Annotated in this window: 15 protein-coding genes; 3 read left to right on the forward strand and 12 right to left on the reverse strand. The window is 56.0% G+C overall.

Translation table 11 applies throughout. The features are described 5' to 3' along the window. Positions 1 to 57: 57 nt before the first annotated feature. Positions 58 to 1,044, forward strand: a complete 987-nt coding sequence (locus PMI17_RS15265; RefSeq protein ID WP_007890334.1) for an MDR family oxidoreductase — start codon at positions 58 to 60, stop codon at positions 1,042 to 1,044. Positions 1,045 to 1,126: 82 nt separating this feature from the next. Here PMI17_RS15265 and PMI17_RS15270 read toward each other — a convergent pair whose 3' ends face one another. The 5 genes from PMI17_RS15270 to PMI17_RS15290 form a co-directional block, all read right to left on the reverse strand. Continuing rightward, entirely contained in the window at positions 1,127 to 1,906 is a 780-nt protein-coding gene (locus tag PMI17_RS15270; RefSeq protein ID WP_007890335.1) for a heme ABC transporter ATP-binding protein, read from the reverse strand. Beyond that, positions 1,903 to 2,901: an iron ABC transporter permease gene (locus PMI17_RS15275; protein WP_007890336.1), complete on the reverse strand. Its 999-nt coding sequence runs from the start codon at positions 2,899 to 2,901 to the stop codon at positions 1,903 to 1,905. Before PMI17_RS15275 ends, PMI17_RS15270 begins: the two co-directional genes overlap by 4 nt. A 96-nt stretch (positions 2,902 to 2,997) precedes the next feature. Beyond that, the gene (locus PMI17_RS15280) at positions 2,998 to 3,840 is read right to left on the reverse strand and encodes a hemin ABC transporter substrate-binding protein (RefSeq protein ID WP_007890337.1); all 843 of its coding nucleotides are present in this window, start codon (positions 3,838 to 3,840) and stop codon (positions 2,998 to 3,000) included. Then, positions 3,837 to 4,868 carry a hemin-degrading factor gene (locus tag PMI17_RS15285; RefSeq protein WP_007890338.1) on the reverse strand — a complete coding sequence of 344 codons (1,032 nt, stop codon included), beginning with the start codon at positions 4,866 to 4,868 and terminating at the stop codon, positions 3,837 to 3,839. The genes PMI17_RS15280 and PMI17_RS15285 overlap by 4 nt, the downstream gene beginning before the upstream one ends. A 49-nt stretch (positions 4,869 to 4,917) precedes the next feature. Then, positions 4,918 to 7,251, reverse strand: coding sequence for a TonB-dependent receptor domain-containing protein (locus PMI17_RS15290; RefSeq protein WP_007890339.1), 2,334 nt, complete (start codon positions 7,249 to 7,251; stop codon positions 4,918 to 4,920). Between the two features lie 230 nt (positions 7,252 to 7,481). On the opposite strand from PMI17_RS15290, the gene PMI17_RS15295 reads away from it, so the two are divergent. Next, a complete protein-coding gene (locus PMI17_RS15295) occupies positions 7,482 to 7,769 on the forward strand; it encodes a SelT/SelW/SelH family protein (RefSeq protein WP_007890340.1) in 288 nt (95 codons plus the stop codon). A 69-nt stretch (positions 7,770 to 7,838) separates the two neighbouring features. On the opposite strand, the gene PMI17_RS15300 is transcribed toward PMI17_RS15295, so the two are convergent. The 7 genes from PMI17_RS15300 to PMI17_RS15325 all read right to left on the reverse strand — a co-directional run bounded on the left by PMI17_RS15300 (position 7,839) and on the right by PMI17_RS15325 (position 13,633). Next, positions 7,839 to 8,378 carry a PadR family transcriptional regulator gene (locus tag PMI17_RS15300; RefSeq protein WP_007890341.1) on the reverse strand — a complete coding sequence of 180 codons (540 nt, stop codon included), beginning with the start codon at positions 8,376 to 8,378 and terminating at the stop codon, positions 7,839 to 7,841. Between the two features lie 90 nt (positions 8,379 to 8,468). After that, positions 8,469 to 9,251 (reverse strand): siderophore-interacting protein, encoded by a 783-nt coding sequence (locus tag PMI17_RS15305; protein ID WP_007890342.1) that lies wholly within the window; start codon positions 9,249 to 9,251, stop codon positions 8,469 to 8,471. A 278-nt stretch (positions 9,252 to 9,529) separates the two neighbouring features. Then, a complete protein-coding gene (locus tag PMI17_RS15310) occupies positions 9,530 to 9,673 on the reverse strand; it encodes a hypothetical protein (protein ID WP_235440716.1) in 144 nt (47 codons plus the stop codon). 251 nt (positions 9,674 to 9,924) lie between these two features. Further along, positions 9,925 to 10,791, reverse strand: coding sequence for a helix-turn-helix domain-containing protein (locus PMI17_RS15315; protein WP_007890344.1), 867 nt, complete (start codon positions 10,789 to 10,791; stop codon positions 9,925 to 9,927). 245 nt (positions 10,792 to 11,036) lie between these two features. After that, positions 11,037 to 11,204, reverse strand: a complete 168-nt coding sequence (locus tag PMI17_RS24915) for a DUF2474 domain-containing protein (RefSeq protein ID WP_007890345.1) — start codon at positions 11,202 to 11,204, stop codon at positions 11,037 to 11,039. Position 11,205: 1 nt separating this feature from the next. Continuing rightward, on the reverse strand, positions 11,206 to 12,210 hold the full coding sequence (cydB, locus tag PMI17_RS15320; RefSeq protein WP_007890346.1) for a cytochrome d ubiquinol oxidase subunit II: 1,005 nt from the start codon (positions 12,208 to 12,210) through the stop codon (positions 11,206 to 11,208). A 1-nt stretch (position 12,211) separates the two neighbouring features. Then, positions 12,212 to 13,633, reverse strand: a complete 1,422-nt coding sequence (locus PMI17_RS15325) for a cytochrome ubiquinol oxidase subunit I (RefSeq protein WP_007890347.1) — start codon at positions 13,631 to 13,633, stop codon at positions 12,212 to 12,214. Positions 13,634 to 14,201: 568 nt separating this feature from the next. Between PMI17_RS15325 and yghX the strand changes: the two genes are divergently transcribed. Further along, on the forward strand, positions 14,202 to 15,092 hold the full coding sequence (yghX, locus tag PMI17_RS15330) for a YghX family hydrolase (protein WP_007890348.1): 891 nt from the start codon (positions 14,202 to 14,204) through the stop codon (positions 15,090 to 15,092). Positions 15,093 to 15,255: the final 163 nt, after the last annotated feature.

Raw genomic sequence — 15,255 nt, forward strand, 5'->3', positions numbered from 1 at the left:
GGTGAGGGAAAAAAAGGAGTACTATTACCCTACTTTCCTCAACCAGCCGGAGGCTGCATGTTTAAGGCATTGGTCATTGAAAATGATGAACAGGGCTATCGCACCACCCTGCAAGATCTGTCAGAAAAACAACTGCCCGATCAGGATGTCACCCTCGAAGTAAGCTACTCCACACTCAACTACAAAGACGCCCTCGCCATCTGCAACAAAGGCCCGATTGTGCGCCAATTCCCGATGGTGCCGGGCATCGATTTTGTCGGTCGTGTCATCAATAGCCGTCATGCCGAATGGCAGCAGGACGATGTCGCACTGCTCACCGGCTGGGGCGTGGGTGAAAAACATTGGGGCGGACTGGCGCAAAAAGCCAGCGTCTCGGGCGACTGGCTGGTGAAAGTGCCCTCTGCGCTGAGTCCGCTGCAAACCATGGCGATTGGCACTGCAGGCTTTACCGCCATGCTGTGCGTGCTGGCGCTGGAAAAACAGGGCATCACGCCACAGCACGGTCCGGTGTTAGTTACCGGCGCGAGCGGCGGCGTGGGCAGCTTTGCCGTCAGCCTGCTGGCACGCCTCGGCTTCGAAGTGGTGGCCTCCAGCGGGCGCGCCAGCGACAGCGACTACCTGCGCAACACGCTTGGCGCCGCGTCGATTATCGATCGCGCAGAACTGAGCGAGCCCGGCAAACCGCTGGCCAAAGAGCGTTGGGCCGCAGCGATTGATAGCGTCGGCAGCCACACGCTGGCCAATGTATTAGCGGGCATCAAGCGCGATGGCGTGGTAGCGGCCTGCGGCATGGCGCAAGGGTTGGATCTGCCAACCAGCGTCGCGCCGTTCATTCTGCGCGGCGTGGTGCTGGCCGGTGTGGATAGCGTGATGTGCGCGAAACCGCTGCGTCAGCAGGCGTGGCAACGTCTGGCGGAGCTGGTGGATGGCGAGCTGCTGCAGCAGTTAACCAAAGTGATTCCGCTGGCGGAAGCGCGTGAAGGTGCCGAGCATCTGCTGGCGGGGAAAGTGCGTGGACGCTTGATCGTCGATTGCCGCGGTTAGCCGCGCCCCCGCCTATGCCGTTGTAGGGTCGCCATTCATGGCGACCAGGTGCGCATGAATGCGCACCCTACGACAGATCATATCAGGCGCGCAGTTGAATCTGCGGCCTGCCCTTTTCATCCTTTATCATCACGTCCAGCTCCGCCTGATACCAGCGCGTTAGCGTGCGCTCGGTCATCACCTCCTGCGGTGCACCTTCCGCCACCAGCTTGCCCTGATGCAGCAGCAACACACGATCCGACCACAGCGACGCGAGATTCAGATCGTGCAGCACGGTGCAGACGCTGAAGCGCCCGTTGCGCGTTAAGCGGTGCAGTAAACGCAAACTGTGCTGCTGCCAGAACAGATCGAGTGCCGACGTCGGTTCGTCGAGAAACAGCCAGCCGCGCGGCCCATCGTCGTGCCACAGCTGCGCCAGCACGCGCGCCAGCTGCACGCGCTGCTGCTCCCCGCCGGAGAGCGAGCGATAATCGCGCCTGGCCAGTTCAAGGCTGCCGGTGATGTGCATCACCTCTTCGATAACCGCTTTTGATTGACTGCTCGGCCAGGGCGCACGTCCCATCGCCACCACCTCGGCGGCCGGTAACGGAAAGGTGACGCTGTTTTGCTGACGCATCACCGCGCGGCGCTGCGCCAGCGGCTCACGCGGCCAGTCGTTTAAAGGGCGATCGCCGAGCCAGCATTCGCCGGCTTGCGGCGTAAGAAAGCCGGTTAGCAGACGCAGCAGGGTAGATTTTCCGGCGCCGTTCGGACCAATCAGCGCGACCATTTCACCCGGCTGTAAGCTAAGCGAAACGTCATCAATTAACGCGCGCGAGCCGTGGCTAAAACGCAGGCCGCGCGCCTGCAGGCAATCACTCATTCATCCCCCTTGGGCTCACGCAGAATCAGCCAGAGAAACCACGGGCCACCGAGCAGGCTGGTTAACAACCCCACTGGCATCTCCGCCGGCACCACCACCGTGCGCGCCAGCGTATCCGCCAGCAGCAGCAAAATTGCGCCCGCCAGCGCCGAGCCCGGCAGCATCCAGCGATGATCGCTGCCGAGGCAGAAACGCATCAGATGCGGTACCACTAAGCCGACAAAGCCAATAATGCCGCTCACCGCCACGGCGGTGCCAACCAACAAGGCGCTCAGCACCAGCAGCTGGCGCTGGGTACGCTTTACGTCGATGCCCATGTAATGTGCGTCTTCCTCACCGAGCTGCAGCAAGTTAAGGCGACGCGCGCGCAGCTGAATGGCGATCAGCGCGGGCAGAATCAGCAGCGCGCACACGGTCAGGCTTGGCCATTGCGCCGCACTCAAACTGCCCATGCCCCATAGCGCCAGCTGACGCAGCTGTTGATCGTTACTCAGCCAGGACAGCACGCCGACCGCCGCGCCGCACAAGGCATTAATCGCAATGCCAACCAGCAGCAAGCGTGACAAATTGCCCAGCGCCAGGCGGCTGAAGCTGAAGATCAGCAAGGTGACGACCAGGCTGCCGCCAAAGGCAGCGAGGGTCGGCAACCATAACGCCAGCAGCGGCGGTAAGCTCAGTGGAATCACAATCGAAATCGCCACCGCCAATCCAGCACCGCTGCTGATGCCGAGCAAACCGGGATCGGCCAGCGGGTTACGAAACAATCCCTGCATCACCGCGCCGGAGACCGCCAACGCCATGCCGAGCAGCACCGCCAGCAGCACGCGCGGCAGGCGGATGTTGATCCAGATTTGCCACGCCATATCGCTCAGCGGGGCGCGCCACAAGGTGCGCATCGAAAGCGGCATCGCACCGAAGTTGGCGGCCATCAGCATACATATCACCATGCTGATGCCCATCACACACAGCCAGCGCAGCAGGGATGCATTCGTCATGTTTTTTCCCCTAAATAATTCAAGATGCAGGAAGGCAGCAAGTGTTCGAATCCCCAGGAGCTTACAAAAGTAAGTGACTGGGGTGAGAACACGCCGCTAACGCGCCTGCGGCTTGAAGTGTGACGGGGAAGCTGCTTCGGCGGCTCGACGCAGCTTTAGAATTGTTCCAGGCGTATCGAGACCAAAGCTCAGCAGCGCCATCTCATCCACCACTAGCAAGGCGCGATGCTGACCGGCTGGCGTCAGCGCCAATCCTGGCAACGACCACACTTTATCTTCGCCACCCAGCGTGCGCAGGCCATCTTCGCCCACCACAATCAAATCCGGCGCCGCCGCGACCACGCCTTCCTGCGACAGCTGTTGATAGTGCGGCACCGCCGCCATGGCGTTGATCAGCCCGGCGCTGCGAATGGCACCGTCCGCGCCAGTTTGCGCGCCAGCCGCCTGGGTGCGCATGCCGCCATGCGCCATGATGAACAGCACTTTAATCGGCAACGGTTTTTGTGGGATCTGCGCGCGCTGCTTGTTCACTTTTTTGATCAGCGCGTTGGCGGCCTCTTCACGATGCAGCGCCTTGCCGATAGTGGCGATTTTTTCCGCGATAGCATCGAGGCTGTTTTTGCCGGTGACATCCACCACCTTCACGCCAGCTTGTGCCACCTGCTGCAGCACCAGCGACGGTTTGGCCAGCTCGCTGCTCAGCACCAGCGTCGGCTTCAGCGCCAGAATCCCTTCGGCGTTCAGCTGCCGCATATAACCCACATCCGGCAGTTTGTTGGCCTGCGCCGGATGCTGGCTGGTGCTGTCGCGCGCCACCAAATCCTGCTGCGCATCCAGCGCATAAATAATTTGCGTGACGTCGCCGCCAATTGAAATGACACGCTCCGCCGCGAAGGTTGGCAGCGCCAGCGCGCTGAGCAGCAACAAAAGTTGTCTCATGCTGACGCTCCTGCCGCTGTCAGTGAGGTCACCTGCTCGCGCCAGCGTGCCTGCTCCGGCGTGCCTTCGCTGCGCTGGCCGTACAGCTGGGCGATCTGCGTGCCGTCGGCGGCAAACAGCTCGAGGCTGGTGACGAAGCCGTCACCGCTCGGTTTGCGCGTCACCCAGCTTTCACTGATGCGATCCGCCATCAAATGCAGCGTGAAGGTGGGATTGAAGATGTTGATCCAGTTATCCATCGGCATCAGCTTGTGCACCGCGCCGGTGAAGATCTGCGTGCAGCCGCGGTTACCGATGAAAATCATGATTTCATTGCCATCCTGCTGCGCCAGATTCAGCAGCTGCGCCAGTGAATCATTACTCACCTGACGTGCCAGATCGTCTGCCACCGCGCGAAACGCCTGCGGGCGCGCAAGGTTATGGCGCTTGAGCAGACCAAAGAACTGATGCACATCCGTCATCGCGCGCCATTCGGCTTCCACTTTGCTGGCGTCAATTGCACTGCTGTATTGCGGCGGGCTGGCAGGCTGTGGATCTAATGCCGCTGCACTCTCCACCACAAACTCGGCAAGCAGCGCATCCCAGGCGGCGATATCGGTGTTGTCGGTGGCGTAAATTTTCAGTACTGCATCAGCGTGGCGATCAAAAATCTGGATGCTTTGGCGTTCGCCGTGCGCGGTCTGCTCACGCAGAAAGAACGCGCTGTGCCACTGATTGGGAAACAGGCGCTGATCGAGCGCGCGCGGATTAAGAATCAGCCCGGCATGCTCGCCGAGGTGCAGGTTTTCATATTTGCCGACCTGCTCGTGTACCGCATACTCATTGCGCGTGATGCTTTTGGTTTCGCCGACGGCGGCCAGTGCTGCCAGCAGCGCGGGGAAATCGGCTTTTAACGCCCTGGCATCCTGACCAACGCGCGCTTCGCACAGCTGTGCTTCGCCAATGCCCATCAGCGCGGCGAGATCGCGCGCGTACTTTTTCGGATGTTCGCCTTTCAGTGCCAGATAGTGATCGTAACGTGGGTTCATTGCGCTTGCTCCATGAAAAGGCCCTGCGCTGCCGCAGGGCGAAAAGAGGTTAGAAATCGACGTTAACACCTAACTGGAAGGTGCGGCCTGGCATCACCGCCAGATTAATGTCGTTGCGTTCCTGGTCATTGCTGCTGGTCAGCGTGCGGCTGCTGGTGTAATCCCAGTATTTGCGGTCGGTAATGTTGTAGATGCCGCCGCTCAGCTTGACGTTTTTCGTCGCCTGCCAGTAAGCCGTCGCATCAACCATGCCATAACCCGGGACACGCATATATTCCGTGGTGGAATCGGTGATCGGCGTGCCAGCATTGGTATAGCTTTCGCGGTTGGTGGCCGTCGCCTGCTTACCTTTCACGAAGGTGGCGGTCAGCGCTGCGCCGTAGCCGCGCGCTTTGTCATCCCACGCCAGGCCGACAATCGCCTTCAGCGGTGCGACGCTATCGAGATCGATGTATTTGTCACCGGAGTAGCTGGACTTGGATTTTCCTTCGTTATAACCCAGCGCGAAGGTGCTGCTCAGGCCATCCACCTGCGAGAACCATGTGCCGTAATTCACTTTGGTGGAGATCTCAGCACCATAAATGTAGGCCTTATCGCGGTTTTCAGCCTGATAGCTGGTGTAGATGTTGCTCGGTACGTTGACGAACCTCTCCGGATTGGTGGCGCGACGATAGCGGGTATAAGCGATGAAGTTTTTATACTGGTTGTAGAACACCGACGTGTTAACCGTTACGCCTTCGGTGGCCTGACCTTTCAGGCCCCACTCGAAGTTGTTGCTGGTTTCGGTTTTCAGATCGGTATTACCAATCAGCGCATACTGCGCGCTACCGGCATAGCTCGAACCCAGGTTCCATGAACCGTACAGCTGGCTGGTGGTAGGGAACTGCACGCCGCGTTTGTATTGCAGATAGGTGGTCAGCGCGGGCGTCAAATCGTACTGGAAGGTCAGCGATGGCAGCACCTGAGTATCAGAGTTGGTTTTGCCGTACAGCGCATCAACCTGCTCTTCGGTCAACACCGCGCTGCCATTGGTAAGATCGCCCAGATCCTTCGGCTTAGTGCTCTGATACATCACGCGTACGCCGGGAATGATCGCGAAGTTGTGGCTATCAAGATCGAAGTTGATCTTATCCTGCAGATAACCGGCTACGGCAAACGTGCGGCTGTCTGACTGCGGTTGGGTAATGGCGCTGAAGGTGCTCGGCGTCGGCGCCTGACGGAACGGGCGCTCGCTGTTATCCAGACGCGTGTTAATCCCGGCGCTCAGCTCATGGCGCCCCAGCGTTTTGGTGCCACGCGTGTCGAAACCGTAGGTATCAACGTTGAAATCAGAATAAACAAAGCCGTACTGGCTGGCGCTGGTCGGCAGCCAGGTATTGTCATGCGCCTGGGTTTGCTGCCAGTACAGGCGCGTGGTCAGCGTGTCGATGAAATCGTTGTACGGCGTCCACTCATCCGCCAGATTGATGCCCCAGCGGCGCGTATCACTTTGCTGCTGCGCGGTGCCCCACACGGTGTTGCCGCTGGTGTCCCAGGTATCGTAGTGGCTGTGATTGGTTTTGTGGTAGTAATCGAAGGTGGCACTCAGCTTGTGCTGATCGTTCGGCTGCCAGATGCCCGACGTCATAAAGGCATCGGAGTGCCAGTTGGCCGGATAAGCCTCTTTGACGCCGCTGTTGTTCTCGGTTTCCTGACCATCACGACGGCTGTAAACAAACAGGCCGCGCAGCTCATCATCGCCTGCGGCAGCGGTGATACCGTTGTGCCAGCTTCGGTTCGATGAGTCGTAACCGCTCTGATAGCCAAAGTAGGTATTTTTATCGCTGCTGAGGTAATCATCGGCGGTTTTGTTGTGGAACGAGACGTTGCCGCCGATCGACGTATTCGGCTGATCCACCGCAGTAGCGCCCTTCTCAATGTCGACGCTGCCGAACATATAAGGGTCGATGTAATCGCGGCCGATACCAAAGGTATTATTGCCGGTGCGGCTGACGTAAGGACGTCCGGTGGCATCCGGAATCGGAATGCCGTCGATATCCATGCCGACGCGGTTACTCTCCAGGCCACGAATGTTGTAACCGGTGTAACCCGCGCGGTCGAAGCCACTTTTACCGGCAGATGAACCACCGCTGGAGCCGGTCGCGCTGATCAGCGGTTCATACCGCATGATCGAACCGAAATCATTGGCGCCACGTTTTTGCAGCTCTTGCGCGGTGATGGTGGTTTTATTGCCGGCCTGCTGCTTCGGCGCGGTGACGGTGAGTACCGGCTCATTGCTGGCGTTATCGCTGGCGGCAAAGCTGCAAGCGGCATGAATAGCCGAAGATAAGATGGCAACTTTGAAAAGACGCTGCTGGTTTAATCCCTGAAAAAGTGAAGACATGCGCGAAATACCTGGTTAATTGTTAGTATTCGCTCACTTGCTTGCTACCAGAAAGTACGGACTTTGAAGCAAAGACCGTAAAAAGTTGCGGACTTATTTTATGTAATAAATGATTGCGACAGAAATGTAATGCAAGTGGTAATCATTATCAATAGCATTTACATTAAGATGTATCTTAGAGCGCACAATTTGTTAACTTGTTTATTATCAATAATTAAGCAGAGACACCTATGACTCAGAAACCTGCCATTACCATTCACTACTGTACTCAATGCAACTGGCTGCTACGTTCTGCGTGGATGGCGCAGGAGTTACTGCATACCTTTGCCGAGGATTTGAGTGCGGTAACGCTTAAGCCAGGCACCGGCGGCGTGTTTGAGATTCAGATTGATGGGCTGGTGATTTGGGAGCGTAAGCAGGAAGGCGGATTCCCGGATGCGGCCGCGTTGAAGCAGCGCGTGCGCGATGTTTGCTGGCCGGATCGCGCATTGGGGCATGTGGACAAGAAGAAGAGCTGATCTGCTCTCCGTACGGTTATCGGAACGGTCGCCATAAATGGCGACCCTGCGGGTGGAACTGGCAACCACCTAACTCCTGGCGATTTTCTCCGCCGCTTCGTGCAGCGCGTTAATCACAATCTCCAGCGCCTCTGGCGAAATATCTTCCTGCGCCAGACGATGATTCAAGGTGTGCTTGATCAAATGAATCGCCTGCTCAACCTGCGGAATGCTGCGGTTATTCACCAGAATCGCCAGCGAAGTTAAGCGCTCGATAATCGCCTCCACATTGTCACGATTATCCGCCAGCAGCGCCGCGCCGCTGTCATTCAGCGCATAGGCTTTACGTGACGCCTGCGCATCCACCACGCGAATCGCATCCATCTCTTCAAGCAGCGTCAGGTTGGGATAAATAATGCCGGGACTGGGGGAGTATTCCCCCTTGGAGAGCTCTTCGACTGATTTGATCAGCTCATAGCCGTGCGCAGAGCTGTTCGCCAGAAAGTGCAGCATTAACAGGCGGATATCGCTGGCATCCAGCATTCGCTCCCGACGCTTTTTACGTGCGCCTGCACAGATGGCACGCGGTGCGTGGTCGGACTGCCATGGAAAATCCCGCTGCTGTTTCATTGCCTTCCTGAGCGTCAATTTGGGGAGGTTGATAGTAGTCTGCCACCTGGCAAAATTCAACACAGGCGGCAGCGCGCGGGGAAGTGTCGGTTATTTCTGATGCCAGTAGGCCACAGCGCGCACGTAATCGGTGTGTGCACCGCGTCCCTGAGTAAAGTAATCGCTGAGCTGTTTCACCGCTTCGCCCTCACCCGTCAGCCAGATGAAGTAATCATCGGCGGGCAAGGCAATGTTATCCAGCTGCGCGGTGATGGCGGCAAGGTTAGCGGCCTGCATGGTGCCGCTGCCGAGCCAGGTCACCTGCACATTGGGTAAATCCCCCAGATAATCGCGCCCTGTCGCTTCATCCGCATACGCCAGCAGATGAATCTGCTGCGCCTGCATCTCAGTATAACGGCGCTTAAAGGCCGGCAGACCGGTCTCGTCGCAGACGTAAATCTGACAGGCATAATCAGCGGGTACGATAAGTGAACCGCGCGGGCCGCCCATGGCAATTTGGTCGCCCGGCTTAGCGTCATTGGCCCAGCTACTGGCCACGCCACCATCGTGCAGGTAGAAATCGATGGTCAGTGAATCAACGCCGTTGAACTCCAGCGGCGTGTAATCACGCGCGGCAGGACGTACGCCGCCCGGCCAGACAATGCCGTCATCCGTCATTTGTGGCAGTGCCAGCGCGCTGCCGGCGCTATCCGGGAAGAACACTTTGATGTGATCGTCAAACGACGGCGAATTGAAGCCTGCCAGATCGCTGCCGTTGAAAACAATGCGCCAGAATTCACCGGCAATAAGCGTTTTGCTCACCACGGTGATGTGACGGAAACGCAGTTCATTTCGTACGCGACGCGGTATGCGTGCGGTAGGGGTAGTTTGCAAGCGTTGTCTCCCTAAAAGATAGTGAAAGTCATTCTCATCTCATGGGCAAAGATTAGCTATGATATATCTTCGATGCAATGCCGAAAAATGCTATTGGCAGAATCATAAGGTCAGATTAGCGCGATAAATCGCGCCGCTACGGTGAAGTGCGGTCGGGGATGTGGAGCTAATTAAAGGCAGGATTGGTAGCGGCGCAATTTATTGCGCAATGCAGAAATGAGGATTAATGCCGAGACCGTGCATGGGTTGCGACGGTGTGGATCGGAATTAAAAGGGTATTAAGCCTGATGGTTACCGCAGGTGACGAAGCTACCCTCATCCTGGGTATGATTCGGCAGCACATTGTCGCCAAGAATTTCATGTTGCGCACAATGTGGTTGATGCGGGTGCAGGCCGCCCGGCGGTGAAAAAGGCTCAGCCATCTGCGCACTTGCCAGCGAAGAAAACGCTACAAGCGCTGTCATGAGGAACAACGGTAAAAGTCGCATAATTTTTTATCAATTCACTATAGCGGTCCGGAATGGACCAGGAATGCAGGTGATTATCCAGCCTGATGTGTGGCGGCTGGTGATTTACGCGGCCAATCAGGTTTCGATGAAGAATTTTACGCCAATTATGGCGATGAGTTTATAAAATCGTGCGGTTTGTCACGGTTTACCGCACGAATTATGCATTACTTATCCGCCACCGGAATATAGAACGTGCCCTGTAGCAGATCGGGCGTGCTGTATTTCAGATCGAGCTTAAGCAGATCCTTCCCCGTACGTCGTGCCACGCCCAGCGCAGGCAGATGGTTGTAGTAAATCTCGGCGGTAAAGGCGTTAATCTCTTCCGGCGTACCGTGCCAGTCAATCTCCGCGTACAAGCCCTTTTCACCGGTCCAGTTCTGTACGTTGCGCGGCAGCACATCGGCGTACTGACTCTCCAGCGCCTGGAACAGACTAATGTGCTGCTGGTCGGCAGAATTTACGCCCGGACTGAACTGAAAGCCCAGCCAGCCGCGGCTCACGTGTTGGCCGGCAAAGGCGATAAAATCACGCGTGTGCTGCGCCACTACATGGTGGTGATGATCAATATATTCGCCAAAGCGGCATTCCCACTCAATCACTTCACCGCACAGCTGAATCTCCGGCTTCTGCGCCAGACGCGCATTCACCCACTCGCGCTGCGTTGAGATACGACTGTGGAAATCCTTCATCAGCATGTCCGGGATGCGGCGATAAGCACCCGGAGTCATCGAGAAGTGACTTTTAAACACCCGCGTAAAATTCTGCTGATTATCAAAGCCAAAGCGCACGGCAATATCGATCAGCGGCATGCTGGTAAGACGCAGCGCCATCGCCGCCATCGTCAGACGACGTTTACGCGTGTAGGACGCCAGCGTTTGCCCGGTCATCTCTTTGAACATGCGCTGCATGTGCCACTTGGAGTAACCGGATTTCAGGGTGATCAGATCGACATTAAGCTCGTCGGTCAGATTCGCCTCGATCCAGTCCACCAGATCAATGATGTACTGTTTTTTCAGATTCAGACTGAGCATGATTTTGATGGTCGAGTGAAGGAGTTGAAGGTAATGAATATGCGTTATTCGTCACATAAATATAACAAAAACGTATTACTAACGTAAGGAAGAGTAAACGTACCGAAGCGGGAAAAGCATTAATTGCTTAGGTTACTAACGTTTTTTAGCTCACAAAAACAAAAAAGGCCGCCACGAATGGCGACCTGGGGCATAACGGACCTGATTTGTAGGGTGCGCATTGCTGCGCACCTCCGTGCAGATGCTCAGTGCGAGCGCATGCCCGCTGCCGTCATCATCATACGAAACAGTGATGCCACCACACCGAGTGCCAGCACGCTTGCGCCGTAAATAACAACCAGCCACATCACCTGCTTCCACCACGGAATCTTCGTTTCAGTGTGAGTTTTCATGCTGCTGACCTCGGTTTTCATATCAATGGTATCCTTCGTCTGCTTTGATTTTTCCGCGGAATACGTAGTAACTCCAGAAGGTGTAACCCAGAATTACCGGAATAATCAGCAAGCCGCCCACCAACATAAACGCCTGGCTGCTGGCCGGAGAAGCGGCCTGCCAGATGGTGATTGACGGTGGAATGATGTTCGGCCAAATGCTGATCCCCAAGCCCGAGAAGCCCAGGAAAATCAGCGCCAGCGTCAGGATGAACGGCGAGTAATGCGCTTCGCGTTTAATCGCACGTACAATCCCCCACGAACACAGCACCACCAGCACCGGAACCGGCAGGAACCAGAACAGGTTTGGACGCGTAAACCAGCGCTGCGCGATATCCGCATGCGTCAGCGGCGTCCAGATGCTGATAATCCCCACTACCAGCAGCAGCGTCAGCGTCAGCGGCGTGGCCAGCGCAGACATTTTACGGTGCAGATCGTGTTCGGTTTTCATGATCAGCCAGGTACAACCCAGCAGCGCATAGGCGATGACCAAACCGACACCACAGAACAGCGGGAACGGTGCCAGCCAGCTCATCGCTGAACCGGCATATTCGCGGCCAACCACTGGGAAGCCATTTAGGATCGCGCCAACCGCCACGCCCTGGCTGAAGGTCGCCAGCAGTGAACCGGCAATGAACGACTTATCCCAGAACGCGCGATGTTCCAAAGTGGCTTTGAAGCGGAATTCAAAAGCAACGCCACGGAAGATCAGGCCAATCAACATCGCCGTTAACGGAATCGACAGCGCATCCAGCAGAACTGAGTACGCCAGCGGGAATGCGCCATACAGCGCCGCGCCGCCCAGCACCAGCCAGGTTTCGTTACCATCCCATACTGGCGCAACGGTGTTGACCATCATGTCGCGTTCGATGGGATCTTTATTGAACGGCAGCAGCAGGCCAATGCCGAGGTCGAAGCCATCCATCACGATGTACATCAGGGTGCCGAATACGATGATGGCAAACCAGATAATTGAAAAGTCGATCATCTTAGTGCTCCCCACTCTTTTCGCTATGGGTTTTCGCCGCCGACAACGGACGCGCTGGCGTGTGATGCTGACCCGGACCACCGTGATCAACCTCTTTACCTTCGCCGGTCACCGGACCCTCTTTGATCAGACGCATCATGTAGAGATAGCCGACGCCAAATACCGATGAGTAGACCAGAATAAACGCCAGCAGGCTGATGCTCATGTGCATATCGCCATGCGCGGAGACCGCATCAATGGTGCGCTGCACGCCATACACCACCCACGGCTGACGACCAATTTCGGTAGTAAACCAGCCGGCCAGAATGGCGATCAGACCCGATGGCCCCATCAGCAGCGTGAACCACAGGAACGGACGCGAGTGATACAAGCGACCTTTGAAACGCAGCCACAGGCTAACCACGCCCAGCGTAATCATCAGCAGGCCTAGCGCCACCATCACGCGGAATGACCAGAAGATGATGGTTGAGTTCGGGCGATCTTCTTTCGGGAAACTCTTCAGCGCAGGAATCTGCTTATCGAGGCTGTGCGTCAGAATCAGGCTGCCGAGATACGGAATCTCAACGGCGTACTTAGTACGCTCCTGATCCATATCCGGCACACCGAACAGAATCAGCGGCGACGCTTCACCCGATTTATTTTCCCAGTGACCTTCAATCGCAGCGATTTTCGCTGGCTGATGCTCAAGGGTGTTCAGACCGTGCGCATCACCAATCATCGCCTGAATCGGTGCCACGATCAGTGCCATCCACAGCGCCATCGAGAACATCTTCCGAATCGCTGGATTGTCATTGCCGCGCAGCAGATGCCACGCGCCCGACGCACCAACAAAGAAGGCGCTGGCAAGGAAGGCACCGACCGACATATGGAACAGGCGATAAGGGAATGAAGGGTTGAAGATGATTTTCAGCCAATCTTCCGGCACCACAATGCCGTTCTGAATGATGTAGCCCTGCGGCGTATGCATCCAGCTGTTTGAGGCAAGAATCCAGAAGGTGGAGAAGATGGTGCCGAGCGCCACCATGCAGGTCGCGAAGAAGTGCAAGCCAGGACCGACGCGGTTCCAGCCAAACAGCATCACGCCAAGGAAGCCCGCTTCGAGGAAGAAGGCGGTTAACACTTCATAGGTGAGCAGCGGACCGGTAATACTGCCGGCAAACTGCGAGAAACCACTCCAGTTGGTACCGAACTGGTAGGCCATCACCAGACCGGATACCACACCCATACCGAAGTTAACGGCGAAAGCTTTCGACCAGAAATGGTAGAGATCGCGATAGGTCTCGTTACGGGTTTTCAGCCACATCCCTTCAAGCACCGCCAGGAAACTGGCGAGACCGATGGTGATGGCTGGGAAGATAATATGGAAGGAAACAGTAAAGGCGAACTGTACCCTTGCCAGATGAAAGGCATCTAATCCAAACATTGCTTACCTCATTGCCACAAATTACACCGAAATTTTTACTTATAATTAACAAGCAGAGCGCAGCGCGATATTTCGCCGTACTTAAAGAAATGTCGCACCAATGTAAAAGCAAGCGATGCGAACGAAAAGAAACAGTGGAAGTCGGTAAAACTATAACAGTGTTTTTTGATTTCGATCATTGTTTTCAGTAGAAACTAATACTTTAAAAATCACCACGTTAAGGTTAATCACCCTCATTCATTGTGACAATATTGTTATTATTTGCGACATATTCCCGCTGTGCTTATCAGGTAAGCACTTCATTTATTTATTTTTTAGTGCGGAGAAAAAATGGATTATTTATCAGCCGGCATTTTGGCATGTAAATATTTCCGGACAGATAAACATGATCTTAATTGTTAATTAAAAGATAACCATTTTAGAACAAAAAGATATATTCCTGATGCTTATTAGTGACGTGATGTAAAGCCTGCGGCGTTAACCTGGTGCTGCATGGCATTTGCCAGCGACGGCAAGCTGTGCTTTTTTAGAACAGTAATCAACCAGTTAAAACAGCGAAGGAGAGGTTATGGCCCGTCTTACCGCACAGGATTTCCCTCAGGAACTGCTCGAGCTTTACGATTACTACGCCCATGGAAAAATCAGCAAACGCGAATTCATCGCGATGGCGGCAAAATTCACCATTGCCGGGATGACGGGTGCCACGTTGTTAAGCGCAATGAGCCCGAACTATGCGCTGGCGCAGCAGGTGGAATTTACCGATCCGGCGATCAAACCCGAATACATTCACTATCCCTCGCCACAAGGGCACGGCGAGGTGCGCGGTTATCTGGTGCGTCCGGCCAACGCAACAGGCAAAGTGCCTGCGGTGGTGGTGGTGCACGAGAATCGTGGCCTGAATCCTTATATCGAAGATGTGGCACGACGCGTGGCAAAAGCCGGTTATATCGCGCTGGCGCCGGATGGCTTGAGCTCGCTGGGCGGCTACCCGGGCAACGATGACGAAGGCAAAACCATGCAGGCCAAAGTCGATCCCACCAAATTGATGAATGACTTCTTCGCCGCGATTGATTTCCTGATGCATCACGAGGAAGGCACCGGCAAAGTGGGCATTACCGGCTTCTGCTACGGCGGCGGCGTGGCGAATGCCGCAGCGGTGGCATTTCCCGATCTAGCCTGCGCCGTGCCGTTTTACGGACGTCAACCTAAAGCCGAGGATGTGCCGCGCATCAAAGCGCCGTTGCTGCTGCACTATGCCGCGCTGGATAAAGGCATCAATGAAGGCTGGCCCGCCTATGAAGAGGCGCTGAAAGCCAACCATAAAGTTTATGAAGGCTATGTGTATCCGGGCGTGAATCATGGCTTCCATAATGATTCGACGCCGCGCTATGACAAAGCCGCCGCCGAGTTGGCCTGGAGCCGCACACTGGGCTGGTTTGAGAAGTATTTGCATGCCTGATGCCTTTATGGTCGCCATGAACGGCGACCCTACAGGCGTTACAGCGATGGTGATCTAGAAAAACGCATGGATGCTGCAGCGCGGGTGTTGAGGCGACATCCCAACCCGCTGAGCGAGTGAGGGATTCCAGGGCGAGCCGCAGGGATGCGGCGAGAGGCGGCGC

The sequence above is a fragment of the Pantoea sp. GM01 genome (genome assembly GCF_000282675.1).
Lineage (GTDB): Bacteria > Pseudomonadota > Gammaproteobacteria > Enterobacterales > Enterobacteriaceae > Pantoea > Pantoea nemavictus.

Excerpts from the sequence above, each read along its gene's own strand:
- PMI17_RS15265 (WP_007890334.1), top strand. The coding sequence starts at position 58 with ATGTTTAAGGCATTGGTCATTGAAAATGATGAACAGGGCTATCGCACC.
- PMI17_RS15270 (WP_007890335.1), bottom strand. The coding sequence starts at position 1,906 with ATGAGTGATTGCCTGCAGGCGCGCGGCCTGCGTTTTAGCCACGGCTCG.
- PMI17_RS15275 (WP_007890336.1), bottom strand. The coding sequence starts at position 2,901 with ATGACGAATGCATCCCTGCTGCGCTGGCTGTGTGTGATGGGCATCAGC.
- PMI17_RS15280 (WP_007890337.1), bottom strand. The coding sequence starts at position 3,840 with ATGAGACAACTTTTGTTGCTGCTCAGCGCGCTGGCGCTGCCAACCTTC.
- PMI17_RS15285 (WP_007890338.1), bottom strand. The coding sequence starts at position 4,868 with ATGAACCCACGTTACGATCACTATCTGGCACTGAAAGGCGAACATCCG.
- PMI17_RS15290 (WP_007890339.1), bottom strand. The coding sequence starts at position 7,251 with ATGTCTTCACTTTTTCAGGGATTAAACCAGCAGCGTCTTTTCAAAGTT.
- PMI17_RS15295 (WP_007890340.1), top strand. The coding sequence starts at position 7,482 with ATGACTCAGAAACCTGCCATTACCATTCACTACTGTACTCAATGCAAC.
- PMI17_RS15300 (WP_007890341.1), bottom strand. The coding sequence starts at position 8,378 with ATGAAACAGCAGCGGGATTTTCCATGGCAGTCCGACCACGCACCGCGT.
- PMI17_RS15310 (WP_235440716.1), bottom strand. The coding sequence starts at position 9,673 with ATGGCTGAGCCTTTTTCACCGCCGGGCGGCCTGCACCCGCATCAACCA.
- PMI17_RS15315 (WP_007890344.1), bottom strand. The coding sequence starts at position 10,791 with ATGCTCAGTCTGAATCTGAAAAAACAGTACATCATTGATCTGGTGGAC.
- PMI17_RS24915 (WP_007890345.1), bottom strand. The coding sequence starts at position 11,204 with ATGAAAACCGAGGTCAGCAGCATGAAAACTCACACTGAAACGAAGATT.
- cydB (WP_007890346.1), bottom strand. The coding sequence starts at position 12,210 with ATGATCGACTTTTCAATTATCTGGTTTGCCATCATCGTATTCGGCACC.
- PMI17_RS15325 (WP_007890347.1), bottom strand. The coding sequence starts at position 13,633 with ATGTTTGGATTAGATGCCTTTCATCTGGCAAGGGTACAGTTCGCCTTT.
- yghX (WP_007890348.1), top strand. The coding sequence starts at position 14,202 with ATGGCCCGTCTTACCGCACAGGATTTCCCTCAGGAACTGCTCGAGCTT.